This is a genomic window from Paenibacillus sp. MCAF9 (assembly GCF_052114265.1).
Lineage (GTDB): Bacteria > Bacillota > Bacilli > Paenibacillales > Paenibacillaceae > Pristimantibacillus.
In genome coordinates, this window is record NZ_JBFREL010000019.1 from 72,022 (window position 1) to 92,228 (window position 20,207).

The 20,207-nt window shown below is 44.2% G+C and carries 10 protein-coding genes and 2 pseudogenes; 3 read left to right on the forward strand and 9 right to left on the reverse strand.

Features of this window, described 5'->3' with window-relative positions:
* Positions 1-124: 124 nt before the first annotated feature.
* The 3 genes from AB4Z45_RS23150 to AB4Z45_RS23160 form a co-directional block, all read right to left on the reverse strand.
* Positions 125-5,881 (reverse strand): InlB B-repeat-containing protein, encoded by a 5,757-nt coding sequence (locus tag AB4Z45_RS23150; RefSeq protein WP_441911878.1) that lies wholly within the window; start codon positions 5,879-5,881, stop codon positions 125-127.
* Positions 5,882-6,049: 168 nt separating this feature from the next.
* Positions 6,050-9,142 carry a BTAD domain-containing putative transcriptional regulator gene (locus AB4Z45_RS23155; protein ID WP_441911880.1) on the reverse strand — a complete coding sequence of 1,031 codons (3,093 nt, stop codon included), beginning with the start codon at positions 9,140-9,142 and terminating at the stop codon, positions 6,050-6,052.
* A 435-nt stretch (positions 9,143-9,577) separates the two neighbouring features.
* The gene (locus AB4Z45_RS23160; RefSeq protein WP_441911882.1) at positions 9,578-10,066 is read right to left on the reverse strand and encodes an AAA family ATPase; all 489 of its coding nucleotides are present in this window, start codon (positions 10,064-10,066) and stop codon (positions 9,578-9,580) included.
* A gap of 321 nt (positions 10,067-10,387) precedes the next feature.
* Between AB4Z45_RS23160 and AB4Z45_RS23165 the strand changes: the two genes are divergently transcribed.
* Positions 10,388-11,308 carry an ABC transporter ATP-binding protein gene (locus AB4Z45_RS23165; protein ID WP_441911883.1) on the forward strand — a complete coding sequence of 307 codons (921 nt, stop codon included), beginning with the start codon at positions 10,388-10,390 and terminating at the stop codon, positions 11,306-11,308.
* The gene (locus AB4Z45_RS23170) at positions 11,301-12,257 is read left to right on the forward strand and encodes an ABC transporter permease (RefSeq protein WP_441911885.1); all 957 of its coding nucleotides are present in this window, start codon (positions 11,301-11,303) and stop codon (positions 12,255-12,257) included. Before AB4Z45_RS23165 ends, AB4Z45_RS23170 begins: the two co-directional genes overlap by 8 nt.
* Before the next feature lie 173 nt (positions 12,258-12,430).
* Here the strand turns inward: AB4Z45_RS23170 and AB4Z45_RS23175 are convergent, their stop codons facing one another.
* Positions 12,431-13,606, reverse strand: a complete 1,176-nt coding sequence (locus AB4Z45_RS23175; protein WP_441911887.1) for a DUF6688 domain-containing protein — start codon at positions 13,604-13,606, stop codon at positions 12,431-12,433.
* A gap of 497 nt (positions 13,607-14,103) precedes the next feature.
* A pseudogene (locus tag AB4Z45_RS23180) lies at positions 14,104-15,213 on the reverse strand (alpha/beta hydrolase); the annotation flags it as partial.
* A gap of 405 nt (positions 15,214-15,618) precedes the next feature.
* Between AB4Z45_RS23180 and spoVB the strand changes: the two are divergent.
* A complete protein-coding gene (gene spoVB / locus AB4Z45_RS23185) occupies positions 15,619-17,169 on the forward strand; it encodes a stage V sporulation protein B (RefSeq protein ID WP_441911889.1) in 1,551 nt (516 codons plus the stop codon).
* A gap of 372 nt (positions 17,170-17,541) precedes the next feature.
* Here the strand turns inward: spoVB and AB4Z45_RS23190 are convergent, their stop codons facing one another.
* From AB4Z45_RS23190 to AB4Z45_RS23205, 4 genes and pseudogenes are all read right to left on the reverse strand, one after another.
* Positions 17,542-18,078 carry a hypothetical protein gene (locus tag AB4Z45_RS23190; RefSeq protein WP_441911891.1) on the reverse strand — a complete coding sequence of 179 codons (537 nt, stop codon included), beginning with the start codon at positions 18,076-18,078 and terminating at the stop codon, positions 17,542-17,544.
* 184 nt (positions 18,079-18,262) lie between these two features.
* Positions 18,263-18,667, reverse strand: a complete 405-nt coding sequence (locus tag AB4Z45_RS23195) for a GNAT family N-acetyltransferase (protein ID WP_339208350.1) — start codon at positions 18,665-18,667, stop codon at positions 18,263-18,265.
* A gap of 363 nt (positions 18,668-19,030) precedes the next feature.
* The gene (locus AB4Z45_RS23200) at positions 19,031-19,603 is read right to left on the reverse strand and encodes a YdcF family protein (protein WP_441911893.1); all 573 of its coding nucleotides are present in this window, start codon (positions 19,601-19,603) and stop codon (positions 19,031-19,033) included.
* Positions 19,604-19,748: 145 nt separating this feature from the next.
* Positions 19,749-20,057, reverse strand: a pseudogene (locus AB4Z45_RS23205) (RCC1 domain-containing protein); the annotation flags it as partial.
* Positions 20,058-20,207 lie beyond the last annotated feature (150 nt).

The window sequence follows — 20,207 nt, forward strand, 5'->3', positions numbered from 1 at the left end:
ACAGGGTCATTGATGTCAATAATATTAGTTTTAGGGTTTGGTGTGGCAAGCATCACCATAACAGCTAAAGAGTAAAAACGAAGGCGCCCAATAGGGCGCCTTCACTTATGAAATCAAAATAGATTCAGGTTAGATCCGGCATCACGAATCCGGCATTATAATTACCGCTTTGGATCGTTTCACTCAAATCACTGGTTTTGACACCATACACTTGGATACTTACATAAGTGCCTGTATTTACATTCGCCAAGCTATCGACCTTTAGCGTAACTTCATTCTCATGACCAACGCCACCCCAAGTCGCTGAATGCACGGTCGCCATTTGGGGAGGCATACCGCTCTGTATCCACACCATATAGTTTCCAATCTCTGCTGCCGAAGATTGATCGACTGCCTTGCTGAACTTCACCTTCAGAAGACTGCCGGATGAGCCCGCCGCTTCGCCAATATACTCCACAGTGGATACGGAGATAGGCAGCGTACTTGCTTTGATCGTATAGCTCAGTGTCAACACTTCGCTGGCTTCTACGCCGTTTCTGAAGGCAACGGCTTTAATGTTCATATCGTTAACTACATAAATTGGAGAACCGGCATTATACGTAAAGCTATTCAAGTCCGTAATATCTGCTGTCGGCACGGCGTTGTTCGACGTGTAACGAATGGTCGCGCCAGCCTCCGCGCTCAGATGTACGTAAGTTCCGTATGGTACTGCTCCGCTCGTTACATCAGCCGTCGGTGTCTTCGCTCTCACCACACCAGGCTCCCATTGTGCTGAATAGGTGACATCTTGGGCTGGCATTGTGGCTGGAATGGCAGGTAACCATCCCTTGAATGTATAACCTGCTCGTGTCACTCTCGGCTGAATTACGCCGGACATATCTGTTCCATACACAACATTGATCGTTGTACCACCTGTCCCTCCATTTGCATCATACGTCACCTTGTAGGTATTCCGTTTGTAATACAGCTTTAGCTGAAGCGGGCTATTAGCCGAAACTGTACCTGATGCAACGGTACCCGATACGCTGCTGTCATAAGTAAAGCCTTCATAACTCTTTGGAGTTGCTGTGACCGCTTCATTTTCTGAAGAGTAAATTGTCTCAGATTCGCTTATGGTGTAAGAGCCATTTAGATCTTGCCTTATATGGGTCACCACATAAGAACCCGTATTCCAGATGGCTTTGAAATGTAGAGCGTACGCCGGCATTGTCATTTTTGCTGGCTTGGAAGGTGACCATCCGCCGAATGCAGCCGTTTCATGCGTCACATAGGGTTGCATGATTCTTGCACCATATGGAAGGTTGTATACGAAATAGGGTTCGGTGTTGCCTAAGACAGTCCCTCCGTTTAAATCATAGGTCACCGGATATAAGTTGCGTTTGTAGTACAGTCTTAGAACAGTAGTTCCATCACCTGCTATTGTACTCGATTGCAGTGTGCCGGGAGCGCTGCTGTCCAAAGTAAAGCCTTCATAACTCTTAGCAGTTGCCGTGATCGTCGCCGCATCCGTAGTACCTTTATAGTTTTCCTCATCGACGACTGTATACGTATTTCCTAAGATCGATAGTCCGGTGACACCCGTTTTAATATCCTGTTGCAAATGCACGACTTTGTAAGGCGTATCGCTCTTTGCCGTCCACGTCGCCGTGTACGTTGTGTCTTGATTCGGTACTATGCTCGGAACGGATGGCGACCATCCGGTAAATGTATAACCTGGTCTTATAACTACAGGCGTCCATGAAATGTTTTGACCAATAGGCAACGTTAGCGAACGCACAACCGATTGATCCCCGTAGCCAGATTTGAAAGTCATCGTTCTAGTCGCACGCAGGTAATAAAGCTTAACGACCGTCGAGCCGTTCGCGTTAATGTATACTCCTTTGAGTACCGTTTGCGGCAAATAACCTTGGTTCACGTATTTGGTTGAAGTGAGTTTAATCTCAGAATCGGTTGGGCCCCTCAAGACCTCTTTATCCGCAAGGGTAGCAGAGTTGTCATTAGGGTCTCGCAGATAATGCTCAATGGTATACGGCGTATCGGCGTCAGGCACCCAGCGCGCATAGAGCGTCTTGAAAACTGCCGGCATTCGGTCAGGAATCGTATACTTCGAGCCGCCCTCATGATTGTCATACCAACCTGCAAACGTATACCCTAGTCGTACAGGATCCTTCGGAACCGTGATTTTTGCGTTATATTGCGCGGCGATCGCCAGAGGCATATCACCGTTATTAAAATACAGTTGGAATCCCCAATCAAACGAGGCTGCTGAGAAAGTCAATGAAAATGTGCGCTTGATTTGGGCAGAAGTGAATGCCAAAGGCGCATTCTTCCATGTAATCGTCAGGTTTCCTGTGGCTCCCAATGTGTTCGAGTTTTTCATCTTTAATGTCTTGGTTCTAGAATCGTATATGAAGTCAGGACTATCAACCTCAATCGTGAAATTGGATTGATCAAACGTCCTTTCACTCGTCTCTCCTGTTTTCAAATCCATCACATTCATCGTGAAAAGCTTGTCTGGCAATTGTACAGATGTTACCTTGCCTGTGAGCTGAACGCCAAGCTTATCATCCTGTGGGTATACAAAGTCATAGACATCATGTTGTGCCCCCGCAGTATAAAGCGGCCATTCATTTTCATAGATTGGGACTTCGGTTGTGAGCAGGCCATCCCCCAGCTGTGCGGCCAATGCCGACTCCAAATAAATGCCCACCTCCATATACAAGGCTCCGAGAGACTTAGCTTTCTTACCGGCGGCCGAATTTGTCAGCTCGTAGTAGAAATACCCCCATAAGTTCAAGTAAGGACCCGCTTCTACCTCGAACCCAATACTGTTCAGATCGACACTTAAAATTCCTGCTTTAAGCTCCATTTGAATACCTGCTCGAAGCCCTAAAGTGCCAAGGACATAAAATTTAAATTTATACTCGCCATCACCTGATAAACTTACCGTGTTGCTGCTGCCTGATCCGCTTAGAACGCGTACAGTCACCGAATAACGTTTAGCACTCTTATAATTGAAATCAATACCTACAGTAAGATTCGGATTCATGTTAATAACTAAATTGACTGTAAATTCAATCTCAATTATACCCATGCAAACTCTTGCGCTTTTTTTAACCAGCTCTTTGCTTAAGAGTGGAACCCATTCCGTCTCATTCTCAAGTATGTCTTGATACTTGCTCCTCAATGTGTCCCCGGATATTGCACCTGAATCACCCACACCATCCAGAAGCGCTTGGATTTCCGTAGCGATGTTTTGCACGTCTTCTGCTTCGGCCCAGTCCACCAACGAATCCTTCAGCTTTTCCTTTGCCATTGTGCCGATCTCAGCAGTCACAGTGATTCCTGTATACGTGTAGGCATCCAGGTTGGCTGTAATCATGTAGTCCTTTATGATAGGAATAAACCAATACCACTGGATTTGGGTATCCCCGTTAATACCGAGTTCAAAGCGCAATTCTTCGACGAATGTACTAGTCAAATGGATAACGATGCTATCATCATTTCCATCGTCCGTATCTATGACAATATCGCACTGAACTTGGAGTGTAACACTTGCACCCGTATATCCAGGAAAATGCTTCAGCTTATCGCTTATGGAAGGTACGACGGTCAGATTTTCTACCGATACTTTTACACCATCGTTTTCCGAAGCCGACAACGCAGTTACTTCGTAACGCTGCTTGAAGGTGTCAGTCTGCAGCGCCACAGCTGACAAATAATTAGCAGCTTCTTGCACGAATCCGCTTGCTACCGCTTCCTGCTTAATTTGTCCTTCCAAAGCAGCACTATCAGCATCTGACAATAATTGATCTCCATCGATTTTTTGTTTTTGATAGAAATCCAGGGCGCCGGTAATTTGCTCCTCAGCTGCATCGGTGTAGGCAATAACATCCATTTCTGCATCATGAGTTATTGACGTAATGAGTCCGTAGCCCGCAGAAGATCCGCTGCCGAATTCACCATTGTAGAAAGCGATAAAGTCGCCCGCTTTGACAACTGTGAGGTCATTAAGACCGAGTGGCGCATACTTGCTATCTTGGAAGTTCATCGTTGAATGCTCTACTGTAATGGAGTGGTTTGTCGCATCCCCATCCGTATCCGATGCCATGCTAACTGGTAGGACGTTTGGTTTAACTAACACATTTTTGACATCGGCACTTGTGTAGGTGTACGTGTTGCCGTTTATCGCCGTGATCTGCACATATGCTACATCGCCATTATCGGCATCGCTTGTATCCGCAGTACGCTGATCCGGCCGAATCCCTTCGTAGATCGTGACGGTTTCGCCAATTTGAATGATCGTACTGCCGGTATATACGAAAGTGCCGTTTGTCACATTTGCGGAGCCTAGATCAATTCCACTATTACCAACACTAGCAAATAGTACCGGAATCGAAGCAGAGGCAACCGACGTGCCGTTGTTAGTCATGCCCGATAGGTCTGCGAATGGCAAATAAATCATATCGGAATTTAGCGGTAGATTTACAACCTCTTGTTTAGCAATGCTAAAAATATAGATTGTGGTCGTTTGGTCTTGACCTGCAAAAGAAAGATTAGTATCAGTCAACGTTAATTGGTAGGTGTTGCCTTCTTCAAATTTCCCGCCTTTGGCAGCAACAGTGAATCGACCATTGGAGCCGGTTACTTCAATACCAGCAAATGCAGGATTGGCCGGAGATTCAAACTTCAATCCAGCTTTAACTTGATCTGCCGTCATGCTGCCAGTAGCATCATTCACTTGGGCAGTGAAGCTCGGAGTTTGATCCAGTATCGTAATACTCGGAATACTTTGCACAGCCTCTTCGACGCTATCCACATATTTGGCATACAGCGTCATATTGCCGCTCACGACATCGTTATTGAGCAATACTTGGGTAAGGCCACTATCTTTATACCAGCCTTGGAAAATCGCTCCTACCTTGAATGGCACCTGAAGATTATTTAGTGATTCACCTTGACGCAGCGTAAGGCTATTAATAGCGGAGCCCCCGTTGGTTTCAAATGAAATGATATACTTGGTGTTGCTTGGGCTTTGACCGCCACTGCCACCAGGGTTCTGTTCTATTGTCGTTGGTGTTGAAGGTTTTGTTGTTGAACCGGGGGTTGCTACTGCTTTTACAACCTCGTTGCTTCTCATGCAAAACGTGGCTGCCTCAGCACGAGATGCTTGGGAGCGTGGATTAAAATTGCCTTTGGCATCGCCAGAAATTAATCCTGCCTGCCACAGCTTGACGATCGCATCGACTGCCCAGGGAGAAATATTGGATATGTCTTTGGGTTTAGAGGTTAGGCTGACGTTCGTCTGATAGGGTATTTTGTATACTTCAAAAAACCTCAAAGTCAACGTGGCCATCTGCTCTCTTGTAATCGGCGCGTCCGGCGAGAAAATATGGTTGCCACTTCCGCTTGTAATGCCTTTGTCAACGGCCCATTGCACATATGGCGCATACCAAGCAGTCGGCTGCACGTCTGTAAAAACAAGAGTTGCATATTGGCTTACATCAACTCCTGCCATACGCCCAAGTACAGTTACATACATCGCACGAGTCATTGTACCGCCGGGCGAGAAGCTGTCCTTATCCGTCCCGCTGAATATTCCACTTTGTTGTACATAGGTGACGGCATCGTAAAACCAGTCTGTTGGTTTAATATCTTTAAACGATTGTTGAGGTCCCTGTTGTTCATCAGGGATGTTCGCAGCGGCTACCGACCCTTCTTGTGACAGATCATGCCAATTGATTGTCGAAGAAGAAAGATTCGGAGAAGCTTGCCGTGATACTGCTTCGGGTGCTTTAGCGTTAGCAGCAAAGATATGAGGTGGTACTAAGGAAACAAGTATACATAATGTTAGCCATAAGCTTAGTATTCTTTTATACAAAATACTTTCCCTCCCGCAATTTTCTACACTTTTCCACAAAATATCACAAGCAGGCTAAACAAAGTCTAAACAATTCGATCAATGAACGTGTAAATACAAAAAAGAGGTACCCCATTGTCAACTTTAATGACGTTGAGATACACTCTTCTCGTTCAAATAATCTACCACTCAATGCATATTAAGCTTATCAGCAAAACCTAGCAATCTTGTGACCTCTTCCTGCGGCTTCATTCCAAATTCAGTTAGCAGCATCACTCTAAGCACCTCATACTGCTTCATTGCTGAGACGCGGTTATTCGCGAGCACTAGTACGTGAATGAGCCTTTCATGTATGTACTCATTCAGCGAATCATGTACAAGCGCCTTCCGCAGCAGTTCCGCAGCCGCATCATAATGCCCTAGCTTCACCTCACGTTCGTAGAGGTGAAGTAACATTGTTATATATTCTCTTTCCATACGAATACGTGTTGACTCTGCCCATACGTACGAAGTACCCGCCAAATATCCCTCTCCGTATAATTGAACAAGCTCAGCAGCATAGTCCTGCAACAGGATGTCATCGAGTTGCGTCCCGTTGGCCAGCATACGATCCCATTTATCAAGATCACAGTCCAATTGATTCAACTCAATACGGTACCCGCCTTCCACATGTTGAACGATGCCGTCAAGCCCTATTTGGCTTAATGCTTTTCGCAAATAGTGAGTTGTTGTATTAAACTGCGCTCCTGCCCGTTCAACATTAACCTCTCCCCACAAATAATCGAGAATACGGTCTCTGCTTACTGCCTCGCCGCGATGGTGAACGAGAAATGCCATCATCTCCTCGGTTTTTGATGTCCGCCATTTAATCGCAGTTCCGTACTCAGTCTCTATCCGCAACATCCCAAAACATCTAATTTTAATTCGTGGCGGAGATTGATAGACATTAAACGCTTGTAATAATTGATTTGTATAATCGGATACATCCGTCAAGTCCATGCCTTTGTCTCCATACGACTTCACATACATAGACAACAGTTCTGCCAGCGCTGGTCCTTCGTCCACAAAGCTGCGAATGAAACCTTGAGGTTCGGCAAGACGTAGAGCGTTATCCAGTTTCGCAAGTGCTTGTTCAATCTGATTGTTGCGATACAGCGTCATGCTTTGTAGAATAAGAACACGAATGCGATCTCGCAGACGGTTCTCCTTCGTCAATAGATCATACAGCCGTTCTGCAAGAGATAGCGCCGAATCAAGTTGTCCGCATGCTGAAAGCACGCGAACGAGCGCCAATTGTTCAGAAGCTTTGTCCAGCGTTACTTCATCCGAATACGATTGTCCGCACCGCGACCACCACAGTCGAGCCGACTCCACGTCACCTTGTCGCACCGCCAAGCTCGCTTGTTCTGCTTCAATTTTTCGTATAAAAATATCGTAATCAGGTGAATCGATCTTCCATTTAATTTGCTCCAGCATCTCCATCGCTTCTCGCGAGTTTCCCTTGGCTTGTTGAATTATCGAAGCAGCCACAAAGATCTGAAGCCGATTGCGAGGAACCGGCGCGAATCCGTCTGTATGTATTACGCGGTTGATCCATTCCTCCGCTTCCTCTAACCGATTCCACTCGTACAATACTTTAGCATAGGAAGCATACATCGGTGTCGCATACGGATGGTTACCACGATTACTCCAATGTGTTAACATCTTGGAAAAGAATCGTACTGCATCATAGTAATCGTTAATGAAGCAAAGATGATCGTCAAACTCATCAACTGCACTATGATTATTGTTGCCGGCCCGAATAAAGAAGCTTTGATCAGGTGCGTACCGATCGCCAAGGATAAAATAGTCAGCCACGACTGAAAGGTTTCTTTCCGCATAAGCAGCAGCACCGCATACATTATAGATATCTCCCATTAACGCACGCCATACATCCGCTTCCATATGCTCCTTCATTCCTTCAACACGAATACGAAGCCGTTCCGCTCGAGCCGGAATGTTATGGAACTGCCGTACACCCATCATTACAAACAAACAAAAAAGCTCAACCAGTGGTCGGCTTGCTATATATGGTTCAGGCACTTGCATCACCCAACGTGAAACGACGATGTTCTTGCCTCCAAGAAGCTCGTATAGATGCGCTTCAATGAGGCGAGCGACATCTTCATACTGCCGTCCCGCTAGATAATGCTCCACCGCATCTATGATAAACAGGTTGTTTTCGAGCCATTGCGCGGCACGTATATTCGACTGTACCCACAGCTCAGGCGCCGTTCGAGCGAGCATGGATTGGAGGAAATCAGACAGCAGATGGTGATAGCGATACCAATGGCGCTGATTATCCAGCGGAATGATGAATAGTTGAAGCTGCTCCAACTGTTCCAACTGTTGCTGACCTCTCGCTTGACCCGTCACTGCATTGCACAACTCATAGTTCATCTGGTTTAACACAGAGGTTTGCAATAGGAAATTGTACAATTCCTCCGGCAGATCGCGAATGACTTCATCCAACAAATAATCGGATATGTCCTGCTGATGGCCGCTGAATTGACGGATCGACTCAGCCACATTACCGCTTTTTTTCAGCGAGAGGGCCGCAAGCCGCAAGCCACTAATCCAACCTTCAGTTTGGTTATATATCATATTGAGCTGCTCAAATGACAGATTCAAATCAGTAGTTTCTTGAAAGAAACTGAAGACTTCCTCAGGCTTGAACCGCAACTGCTCGATCGTTATACGCCGCATTTCTCCTTTTGCGAATAATTTTGCCGTAGGAAAAGGAAGAACGTTGCGGGTTGCAATATAGAAATGAATATGCTCAGGAATGTATTCGAGCAAGTAACTTATCGACCTCTGGATTGCCGGCATCGTCACAAGATAATAATCGTCCAAAATGATGACTAGCTCGTCCGGCAGTTGATTTAACTCGTTCAACAGCGCAGTCATTGCCGGCTCCATCGATTCAAATGATGCAGTGGGGCCATCCGCTAGCAGCGGCCAAACGGTCAAACCAAAGCCGGCGACACGATTCTGGATTGAAGCAATAATGATATTCCAGAAAGCGATCCAATCGTCGTCCTGCTTGCTGAGTGATACCCATGCAACAAGCTTGCCGCTTTGTTTAGTCCATTCGCTTAACGCCATCGTTTTCCCATAGCCGGATGGGGCGAATATGTGTGTCAGCTTCGCGTCCATACCCTCGTCTAGCAGGCGAAGCAGATTGGAGCGGGTAATCAGGGCATGACGTACATTGGGAATGTGAATTTTTGTCGAAGCTATCATTGAAATGCCTCCCAAAACCATACAAAATACAAGTAATGAGGAGTAAATTCGACATTTATTTGCAAATTCCTTTGCTTGTTAAGCTGTTTGGGGCATATTTTACCATGAGAGGATAAGCTCTTTTACAATCATTGAGGGTCACATTTTCACGCTATTTATGATGAGGTTCACCTTACAAACACCTGTACAGTCTATGACTCCCGGAACAATGATTTCATCCACACATTCAATCAATACTTTCCATGAATCGGTTGTCTTGAATTTATCAAAGGATCGTTCATATAAAGAAGCGATACATCCCTCAATTCTATCGATTATTAATCAAAAATTCGGGAACATAGTTGAGTTACCCTGCCAGTTAGCGTAACGATGAGCTACCACGCGGCAGCCCACTCCGTGTTCAACTAACGCCTCCCATCCCCTAGAAATATTCGTTCAGGTAAAGTCCAGGTTGTTATTATCACTTAACCGAATCACTTTCTCTTTGTATTTTTTTAACTTGGCTTCGAAACCGCTTCTATTTTGTTCAAAATCCCGTGTCCATTTATACATCATCTTCAACATCAGGATGTCTGGCTTATAATGACACTTTTCAATACCAAGATTTTGCTTAAGAAATCTCTTTAGGATTCTTATCTTTCGCGTCCACAATGGAGTATCTAGAAATATGATTGTATCGGCTATTTCATACAAACATTGATAGGACTCTCTATCTGTTCCTTCAAATATCCATGTACCGTGTATATCTATTTCCTTTATAACCTCAATTTGTTCTTCTGCTGAACGTTTATATCGTCCCGTGGGTGTTTGATGATGGACTATGGAGTCAAGTTCATAACAAGGTACACTAACTTTCTGCGATAAGCGTTTAGCCAATGTCGTCTTACCACTAGCTACAACTCCAATAATGAAGATCTTTTTCATTCCTATTCTAGCTCCCTGCAACGAGCATATTTGATTTTAATTTAGAAAAAGTGATCATCTTTCGGGTTTTGTCTAGTCAGGGTAATGATCAGAAAGTGCACCTATACCCTCCAGTTCAAATTCTAGAGATACCTCATTATGTTGTAAATAATCCATAGTTGTTTTATCAAGCATATTATTAGATATTTGTTTGAAAAATGTTTTGAAAAACGTTCATACTCGACCTAAGCAGGGGGGAAATCCTGATCGAAGGTCTATTTTATGACAAAGCAACTTCCAGTATAGTTCCATATGTAAGATAATACTAGGAGGTTTTAACGCATGACAGAAGCCGTTTTGAAGCTTCGCAACGTGACCAAATCGATTGGCGGACGTAAGATCGTCGACAATCTTAGTTTCGATATACCCGCAGGCGAAGTATTCGGATTTCTCGGACCTAACGGTGCCGGCAAGACGACAACAATACGGATGATTGTTGGCTTGATATCGATGTCGAAGGGCGAGGCCCTAATAAAAGGCGTATCCGTCCGCGAGCACTTCGAGCTTGCCATGACGCATGTAGGAGCGATCGTCGAAAATCCGGAAATGTATAAATTTTTGACCGGTTATCAAAACCTTGTTCATTTTGCCCGTCGGCATAAAGGCATTACGAAGGAACGGATTAATGAGGTCGTTAAGCTTCTCGGACTTCAGAACCGTATTCACGAGAAGGTTAAGCGTTACTCTCTCGGCATGAGGCAGCGGCTTGGCGTTGCCCAAGCGATTCTGCATCGTCCATCGTTGCTCATCCTTGATGAGCCGACAAACGGGCTCGACCCTGCAGGCATTCGAGAACTGCGCGATTATTTGCGCAAGCTGACGAGAGAAGAAGGCATCTCCGTCATCGTCTCTTCCCATCTTCTGTCCGAAATGGAGCTTATGTGCGACCGGGTTGCGATAATACAAGCCGGCAAGCTCATCGATATTCGCTCGTTGCAGGAAACTCGCGATTCAATACAGTCGAAGATCGTTATCGAAGTCGGCGATTTACTTGCCGCTCAGCAGCTGCTATCCGCCATCTTCGATGCCACCCGCATTACGGTGAAAGGCAATCTGCTCGAAATTGCAGCTGACAAAGCTGCCATTCCCGATATTACAAGGCTGCTTGTAAGCTCGGAGATTGACGTGCTCGGCATTCAAGTGGCGCAGAAGTCGCTTGAAGAACAGTTCTTGGAAATTACCGGAGGTGAGATGGTTGTCTAGTCTGTCTAATCTAATTCGAAACGAAAATATGAAAATATATCGTCGTCCTCGTACATGGCTTATGATCGCCTTCCTCGTTTTTACAATCGCATTGATGAGCGGCATCATGAAGTGGGAATCAGGCCAAAATAATACGATCGACTGGCAAAACAACCTGACCGAACGGAATAGCAACATGCAGCAGGAGCTTCAAGAAAACAAAGAACTCTCGGTAGAGGATAAAACATACTTCACTAACGAAATCAAGCTCAATGAATATTATTTGGAACAAAATACAAATCCTAACGAATTGTCATTGTGGAATTATGTAGATACATCATCATACTTAATTATTTTAGCGACGATTCTAACCGTCATTATCGCTGCCGATATGATTGCGGCCGAATTCACTTGGGGCACGATCAAGCTGCTGCTTGTCGGTCCGGCTTCGCGCACGAAGATTATGATCAGCAAATACATCGCCACGCTTGGGTTCGCGCTTCTGCTGCTCATATTGACATTTGCGTCTGCTTACGCGGCCGGAGGTATTCTCGAAGGCTTCGAAGGAACAAGCCAAGCGAAAATATCGATTACCGATGGCGGAGTTATCCAACAAAGTTCCTATTTGTTAAATTCGTTGGAGAAATACGCTTTCTCGATCGTATCCATGCTCATGTACGTTACGATGGCTTTCATGATTTCGTCCGCGTTCCGTAGCTCCTCGATGGCCATAGCCTTCTCGCTTCTGTTCATGCTGGTCGGCAATACGCTATCGGGACTTCTCAGCGGCTATAGCTGGGTCAAGTATTTGCTCTTCTCCAACATCGACCTGACGCAATATATGCAAGGTGCGACGCCACTAAGACCGGAAATGACGTTGACGTTCTCGATTATGATACTTGTCGCCTACTACATCGTATTCCAATTCTTAGCTTGGTTACTGTTTACGAGACGCGACGTCGCCGCTTAAGGGCAATTCCAATACTAAGAGCCTCGGGCACTGCTTGCAAGAAGCTGTGCCCGAGGTTCTTTTGTTTTAATCCAACTAACGTGTCCCGTTACTTAAACGATCTATATCCGATCTTTTAAATTTGGACGTGGATAAAACTTAGAGTATTCCATTCCGACACTTTATTTTCTGCGTTACCCTGTCAATTCGGCGTCCGGTCGACTAATCTTTTTACCGAACCCACTGTATTGCACTTGAATCCGGTCTTCCGGGCGAATGTCGACAGTATACAGAACGAGCAGAAAGAACCATTCCAGCGGCTTCATTGCCACATAGATCACATCCGCTGCTGTCTTCGTACGAATCTGCCGACTTACCGGATAGCCGTATTTATCGTAAAGTCTTCGAATCGTCCGGTGGCAGGCGGGCATGTACTGTTCCAGCACATTTTCGAACGCGTTAGCGATCATCAGCTGGCGATTCACTGTAATAGTCATGCCGTGCCGGATTCCAGGCCTAAGCGGCTTGACTAGGGATCGATGCCCCAGAGCGGCGACGGTACACAAATAATGGCCATCCCCCGACACCATTTCCGGCGGTGGCGCCGGCAGCCTCGACAAGTAGAAGCCGCTCGTATCCAGAAACGCCCGCACTACGCCATCCGGCCGCTGCCCGAACAAGACTAGAAGCAATTGAACAACAAGCTGAACGGGGAATAGCAGTGCGAACCACAGCGCCGGAATTGCCCCGCGACGCATGATGATGAAGCGATGCAGAGGCCGCTGCCAGGCGGGCATCGTCTCCGCATCTTCCTCCTTTCCGAACACCTTCCATACGTCCAATGAACGCTTGAGCTGCGCCAGATACAGCAGGCAAGACGTTAAGCTTCCGGTTTGAAGAAGCAATACGGAGAAGATCTTATTAAAATCGTAATTGGAAAAGCCGGTATGAATGAAATAGACTACGGTCAGCGAAGTGCAAAGAACCAAAAAGACGTTGCAGCAAGTATAGACAATTGGAGAAAGCTTCCTATGATAGATTCTCAGCGCCCAATAGGAAAAGAAGCCGAGCAACCAGTCTACGCAAAGTACGGCACTATGCTTGTGGGACAGAGATGCGTATGCATATAATGGCTCTCCGGTTTCTGAGTACATTTTCAACGGTGCACCTCCTGGTACTCCTTTCACATCAAATAAGAAACCAACGATCAGGAGAAACGAGGCGATCGAAAGTAGAATGTCGTCTACGAGCCGGGTTAACGTTAATCCTTCGCCTTGTTCGCTTTCCCCAGCTTTTCGCGCGAACGTAAACACCGCCCGAATGAGGGCGGTGAACGCTAGGAGAAGAAATGGAGTGAACAACAATAGCATTTCTTAATGCTCCTTCCGGTCGATATTGGACAGGACTTGTGCGGCAGGCGCGCTTGTCGTTTCGCCGATACCGGGCTTCTAGCGGTTCGCCACCGCAATCAATAAGGTAGACGTCATCGTTGAATGCCCGATTTCTAAATTTTAATGAAAGCAGTTTTGGAAGCGGCGAATGCTAAAGTCCCTTTGACGCTGTATGATACTGATCCTAAAAAGGCAGTCTTTTGAGAGGAATCGAAGTCAAACTGCCGCTGTGTTATTAAATGAACGTGTCCGGTTTGCACCTCCGAAGATTTTTTTGATATATGTAAGGAACTGACCATTTATCTAGTCAATGATACTCTGAATTTATAATCCAAAAAAAGAGAAAAATGATCATATGTATTTTCCTATTTATTGGTCCTTACTGCCCATTAACGTAGCGTAGGGCTGCCATGTGGAAGCCCTTAATGCTTAATATAAGACCTGATATCGGAATTACAGCAGCGAGGTTACGAACTATCGAAGAAATTCAGCATATAGGCATTGATAACGGAGTTCACTCTTTCGGGCGCAATCTTTCCTGTAACTCCCAGCATTTTAAAAATCGGAGAAATGAACTGTACCTCGGTAAAATTCAAATGCTACGACTTACGCAGACCCTCTCTCTCACGCAGTCGATAAAGCGCTCCATCCAAGTCTATTCCAACCGTGATTCGTGGATCGTAAGAAGCGTCATAGGCCGTCGCTCCTCCGATGGAATGACCGAACACCCCTACATGTCCGAGATCAATCCTCCCTTTTAGATGACTTGGAATCTTCCCCGATTGGATGAGCTCGAATTGGTCCAGCGTAAACGCCACATCGTCCGTTAAAACTTTTCCCAATTTGTCGCGATTTCCGCTTTCCGTCCGGTAATCATGGTCTGGCGAGAATAAGTCGTTGGTTGTGCTGGTCGTGATTCGACCATCTGGAAACTCGGTTGCAAATGAGGATCAGCGGGTATGAAGTCTGTGCCGAAGAAACTTCGGCCCCCGAATAAGCATGACTGGATACGTAGTAAGGTGTTGAAGAGTAAACCCGGGAAGGCCATAGTTCCCAGCCATATAACGTAAAATCTGGGGATCAGGAATAAAGGGAGCGTACTGGCCGGTGCCAGCTTGAGCCGGATACCATACCTGAACCATCAATTCTCTCTTACCATCACTGGCTTCGTCAAAAATCTCTTCCCTCTCTGTATCCACAAAATGATAAGTTTGCGTTCCTACCTTAAATTCGCCTGTCGGTTCAGGCAGTTTAAATACAGGAAATACATACATGAGACCCGCTGTTACGACCAGCATTAGCGCTATAGCGGTATTAGCTGAACCCAACATGAATCGCGGGATTTTTTTTGGGCCGTTTTTTTAAAAATAGCTATAACCTGAAATGGCTAAAAAAATGATCGTTATGCAATATAGGAAAAATAGCTGAACTCTGTATCCTTCCACCGTCCAATGAATGACCAGTAAAAGTGCGGCGATTCCGCTTGCAACGAATACTGAAATTTTACGCCGTCCTTTTTTTAAGAGGACTGTTAATGCAAACAAGCCGATGTTTGACAAAAAAAGCAACAGTTCAAACAGCCTAATCTCGATTCTCCCTTTAAAAAATTTCTATTTTTTTATTCCGATATTATCCTGCTAAACTGGCCTAAGCTATCGCTTTGCCTTACATCTACCTTACAATTTTGTAAGACGCTTATTTAGCACGTAACCATGAAGTGGTAACCATGGTAACCATTCCCGAGACTGATTTTACAGCTCACTTTTCTTGTCCACCCTGATAAACTGCCCGTTAGCTCAACGAGGCTGCCGATTTATTCCGGCAGCCTCGTCCTGGTGATTATTTACCCGTTAGCTTAATAAAGCATCGTCTGCCTAAGAATTTATTTTCTTATGACACCGCTGGCGCCTAGCTAGCGTCTTGAGCTTGTTCGCATGCTTTTCAATTTTTTGAATACATTTATGTATTCGATTAACAGGAGGACACAAGTCATGTCACAACTCGGGCAATCGTTTATGAGAGGTACTCTGGTTTTGTCTGTTGCTGCTTTCATCAATCGTATTCTCGGTTTTATCAGCGGCATGTATATAGCTCGCGTACTGGGTGCAGAAGGAATCGGCATCTTGATGATGGCGCATCCGCTTGTTCCGCTCGTCATTACGATTACGGAGCTTGGATTACCGGTGGCAATTTCCAAGTTGGTCGCAGAGGCCCAGGCTCGCGGCGAACGAATGAAAGTGAGGCGCATTCTGTATGTCTCGCTCGCTGTTACGGGCGTTTTGAGCGTAGCGCTCACGACCATATCGTTACTTGGATCAGAGTGGATCGCGTCTATTTTGTTAAGCGACCAGCGGGCTTATTACGCCATGCTAGCGATTACACCGATCGCACCGATTATCGCAGTCTCCGCCGTATTAAAGGGGTATTTTCGGGGCATGCAGCAGATGAAGACCATTGCAGCTTCCGATGTGCTGGAGCATACGGTTCAAATCGCTTGTGTGTTAGCGTTGGTACACCTATTGCTGCCTTACGGAATTGCTTATGCAGCTGCTGGTGCAATGGCTGCCTCTGTCGTAAGCGAAGCGATAAGCCTCTTATTTCTGATGACAAGCTACAAGCTATATGGTGAATCGAAGGTTTCGGGCGAGACTTGGGCGAGCCATCTGAAACAAGGAAGAAGCACACTCGCCGAGCTGCTGCAAATCGGACTTCCGACGACTGGTCATGGTATCATTCATTCGTTATACAACGCCTTCCAGCCGCTTCTTATTACTACCAGCCTGGGCCTGTACGGCATCGGCACAGCTTTAGCCACGAAGCAATTCGGTCTGCTGGCCGGCTATGTGTTTCCGCTATTATTCATGCCAAGCTTTATCACGCAATCCTTATCCACAGCTCTTATTCCCGCGATTGGTGAGGCCACGGTGAACAAGAATAGTTTGCTCATACATGAGCGGATGAATCAGGCTATGATACTGGGACTTCTGATCGGCGCGCCAGCGACCGTTATCCTGTACGAATGGGCAACTCCACTAACGACACAAGTCTATAATGCGCCTGAAGCAGGATTACTTCTAAAAATACTTGCACCTATGTTTTTTCTACATTATTTCGATGCTCCACTTCATGCGATTCTACTTGGCCTCGGTCGCGCGAAAGCAGCTCTATGGAATTACGTAATAGCCACTGTATTTAAGGGTGTCTCGGTCTTCGTGTTAGGCAGTCAATTAGGAATCGTTGGTGTTGCGTTCGGCATCGGTATTGGCATATTGATACAAACGCTATTGAACTTTTTTTCCATCTCGAGTTCGATCGGATTTTATGGGAGCATTCGTCCTTATATCAAGGTTGGGATCTGCATGATGCTAATGGCAATCTGCGGACACTTGACCTATAACCAGCTAGTCAGCCACGGTATGCCGCAGTTATGGTGCGTAATCATTTCAATTATCTGTTCCATGTTTCTTTATTTCGCTGCTCTAGTCGTGACAGGTACGTTGAATTGGAAAAGCACGCGTCATAAATTTTCAATTCCATGGTAAGAAAAAGCAGTCATGATTCGATATGTAAAAAGAACATAAAGTATTATACTGGATGTCTTTATTCCACAAGATTTTGCGAGTTGTCATATCGAAAGACTCCGTAAATAAGTTTTGGTCTGAACTTAGAAATTGAAATAGCGACAGCCAAGGACGAGAAAACAAAGAGTCCTAGACTGTCGCTATTTCATTGAACTAACGTGTCCGTTAGCTCAATGGTTCGATCGTAATGCGGTGAGGGTATGTTCGTCTGATTCCAATTCCCTGCTACTGCCAATGTCATCTTCGAATCAACTTCTAAATTTACCGGTCCGAGAGCCGAATGGCTCGAAGCATGAACATGGTGTTATATGATAGGAATGCCTTCGTAAAATACTAAAAAAGCACTTCTATTTGTTTATAATCTTTCGAAGGTGATATCTTTGTTAAAGCCTCATTGTCATCACTATGACCATTATAAATGTTCAATATCTTTAACTGATAAATCCAATCTCCTGTATCATTGTGTACTAATCTACCGTTATAGGTAATCCTTCCATATTCACTACTTTGAAGTATAAACGCCTTTTCAGATAAGTAATGATATCTTGAATCATAACGAACAGGCTTGCCACAAGAATCAGAATACTTAAAATATACTTGTAGTTCGTCATCCTTGTTTTGTATTTCAGTACTAGCTATCTTCCAATCATTTCGATGTGAGTCAAGATACTCGACTTTATTACTTTCAATTTCAAATCCATTTTTATTTTGAATAATTAGTATTTCMTGAAAAGGAATTGTGGTGCTTCCAATATAATTTATCAGCTTATCTGGAATCGAGAACGACTTGCTAAATCTATTTCTCAAAGTAGAGTATGGAGCTCCTCTGACCTTTTTGTCCCATAAAATTGTGATAGATTGAATGATCACACATATTCGCTCCTTAGTTTAAATATTACTTTCCTTTCATATAACGTCTCTTGTACAAACTATGCATATTCTCCATACTTAAAGTATTCGTGAAGTAATTAAACTATTCTGTCCGTTAGTTGAACAAAGGGCTACCTCACGGCCAGCCCTTTAATTATTGAACTAATGTTCACTGTTATTTCAATCATATCAACTCTGAGATAAACATTGGTGTAGCTCCATCCTCTGTATTAAAGCCAAATTTATTATAGAAATCCACTGCATGAGGATAAGAAATTAATACTTTTGTTTTACACCCTTTATATCTATCAAGCATTATATTCATCATTTCCTTACCTATACCTATACTCTGATAACTCGGATGAATAAGCATATAATGAAAATATACCGTTAAAACACCATCTGACAAAGCATTTATTAAACCGACAAGCTTTCCTTCTTCCCAAGCGGTAACAATTGAATGAGACCCTCCGATTGCTTGTAAAAGCTCGTTTGGATACTTGCCAGACTCCCATTCTACCGAAAGAAATAACTCTTGGAGTGCATCCTTAGTGATATCCTCTTTGCTTGAAGCGTAATAAATACTCACCCCTATACCTTCCTTTCATAAAACTAACTACGGCACAACATCTGTTTTAAACTCCCATATTTCGATGGTTTTGCAATTCTTACGAAGCCATAAAATGATAACAACAAAACAATTTCGGATTTATCAAAGTGAATAATCACTTTATTTACCTCAATATACTATTAAAAATATGTATAGAAAATGGATTAACTGAAGTGGAATTTGTATTTAATTACATCAAAGAATTCATGAGAATACTTTTTTTTGCTTAAGCATACTAATCCTAATAGGTTTATAGCGTTAATCTGCCAGTTAACTTAACGAGTTGTGAAGCTGATTCCTTCCTACTTGAATGCAGGTAAGGTTATCATTTTATTTATTTCATTATTTTAAGAGATACTTATAATATGCTGGGAATTCTCGTATTAAGGAGTAAATATCTCTAAACTCAAAGACTTTGGCATGAGCTGAGTACACTTCTTTAATATCCATTTTTCTAAACGCTAATTTTGTTCTAGATACATGAAAATATTGAGTAATAACCATAACAGAGTCTAATTCTAATTCATCCATAATCTTGCTCGTATTTTGGGCTGTCATATATGAGTTGTACCCATTATTATCTTCTATAATTTTATCTTCCGGTAACCCTTTATCTATTAAGTAAGATTTCATAACCTTTGCTTCATCGAAACCTTCCTTACCAATACCGCCACTTACAATGATAAAAGTAAAGTAGCCCCCATTATAAAGCTCTACGGACTTATCTAATCTTGCTTTTAACCGCTCAGAAGGCTGTCCATTAACTTCTACTTTATTTCCTAATACTACAGCTGCGTCAACTGGTTTCAATTCATCATTCAACCCATCTATTATCACGAAAGTAGTATGAATGATAAACCAGATGCAAAGACTTGCTACTAATATTCCAAATCGTTTAATGAAAATATAGTTCAATCTCTCACCTGCATTCTCTCATATTTCTCCATAATCATACCCAAATTTTATCACACATGGGTGCATGAAACATTCCACGCAGACGTGCCACCGACTTAAAACTTTATATGTATTATCAAAATTGAAACTAATTGCCCGGCAGTTTAATGCCACGCCAGCTGCTTACATCGCATTGGCCATATTCATTATCGCCCACAGCAACCACCGTGCCATCAGATTTAAGCCCGATTGTATGCGCATTACCTGTGTTCGTTGCCCTATGAACATTACCTGCCGCAATCGCCACAATATCGCTCCAGCCGCTCACATCACATTGGCCATATTTATTATCACCCACTGTCGTCACCGTTCCGTCCGATTTAAGACCAACGGTATGACGACGACCCGTCGCTATTGTAGCTTTAGGCCATCGTTTCACCTTTAACGCCGCATCAATTGGTGAAGTGTAATCCATGTTTTTCCTCCTTGAAACAAAGCTTATTTTATGATCAGATCATGCTCCTTGCAAACTGAGTAAACAACTAACATTTTAAGCATTTCGCACATTCAATAAACGATCCTCCCCGATAGCACAATCAATTATCTCAGTTTCATAGCTTTAGTG

Coding starts and splice junctions, on each gene's coding strand:
- spoVB (WP_441911889.1), top strand. CDS start 15,619: ATGTCACAACTCGGGCAATCGTTTATGAGAGGTACTCTGGTTTTGTCT.
- AB4Z45_RS23160 (WP_441911882.1), bottom strand. CDS start 10,066: ATGAAAAAGATCTTCATTATTGGAGTTGTAGCTAGTGGTAAGACGACA.
- AB4Z45_RS23155 (WP_441911880.1), bottom strand. CDS start 9,142: ATGATAGCTTCGACAAAAATTCACATTCCCAATGTACGTCATGCCCTG.
- AB4Z45_RS23165 (WP_441911883.1), top strand. CDS start 10,388: ATGACAGAAGCCGTTTTGAAGCTTCGCAACGTGACCAAATCGATTGGC.
- AB4Z45_RS23175 (WP_441911887.1), bottom strand. CDS start 13,606: ATGCTATTGTTGTTCACTCCATTTCTTCTCCTAGCGTTCACCGCCCTC.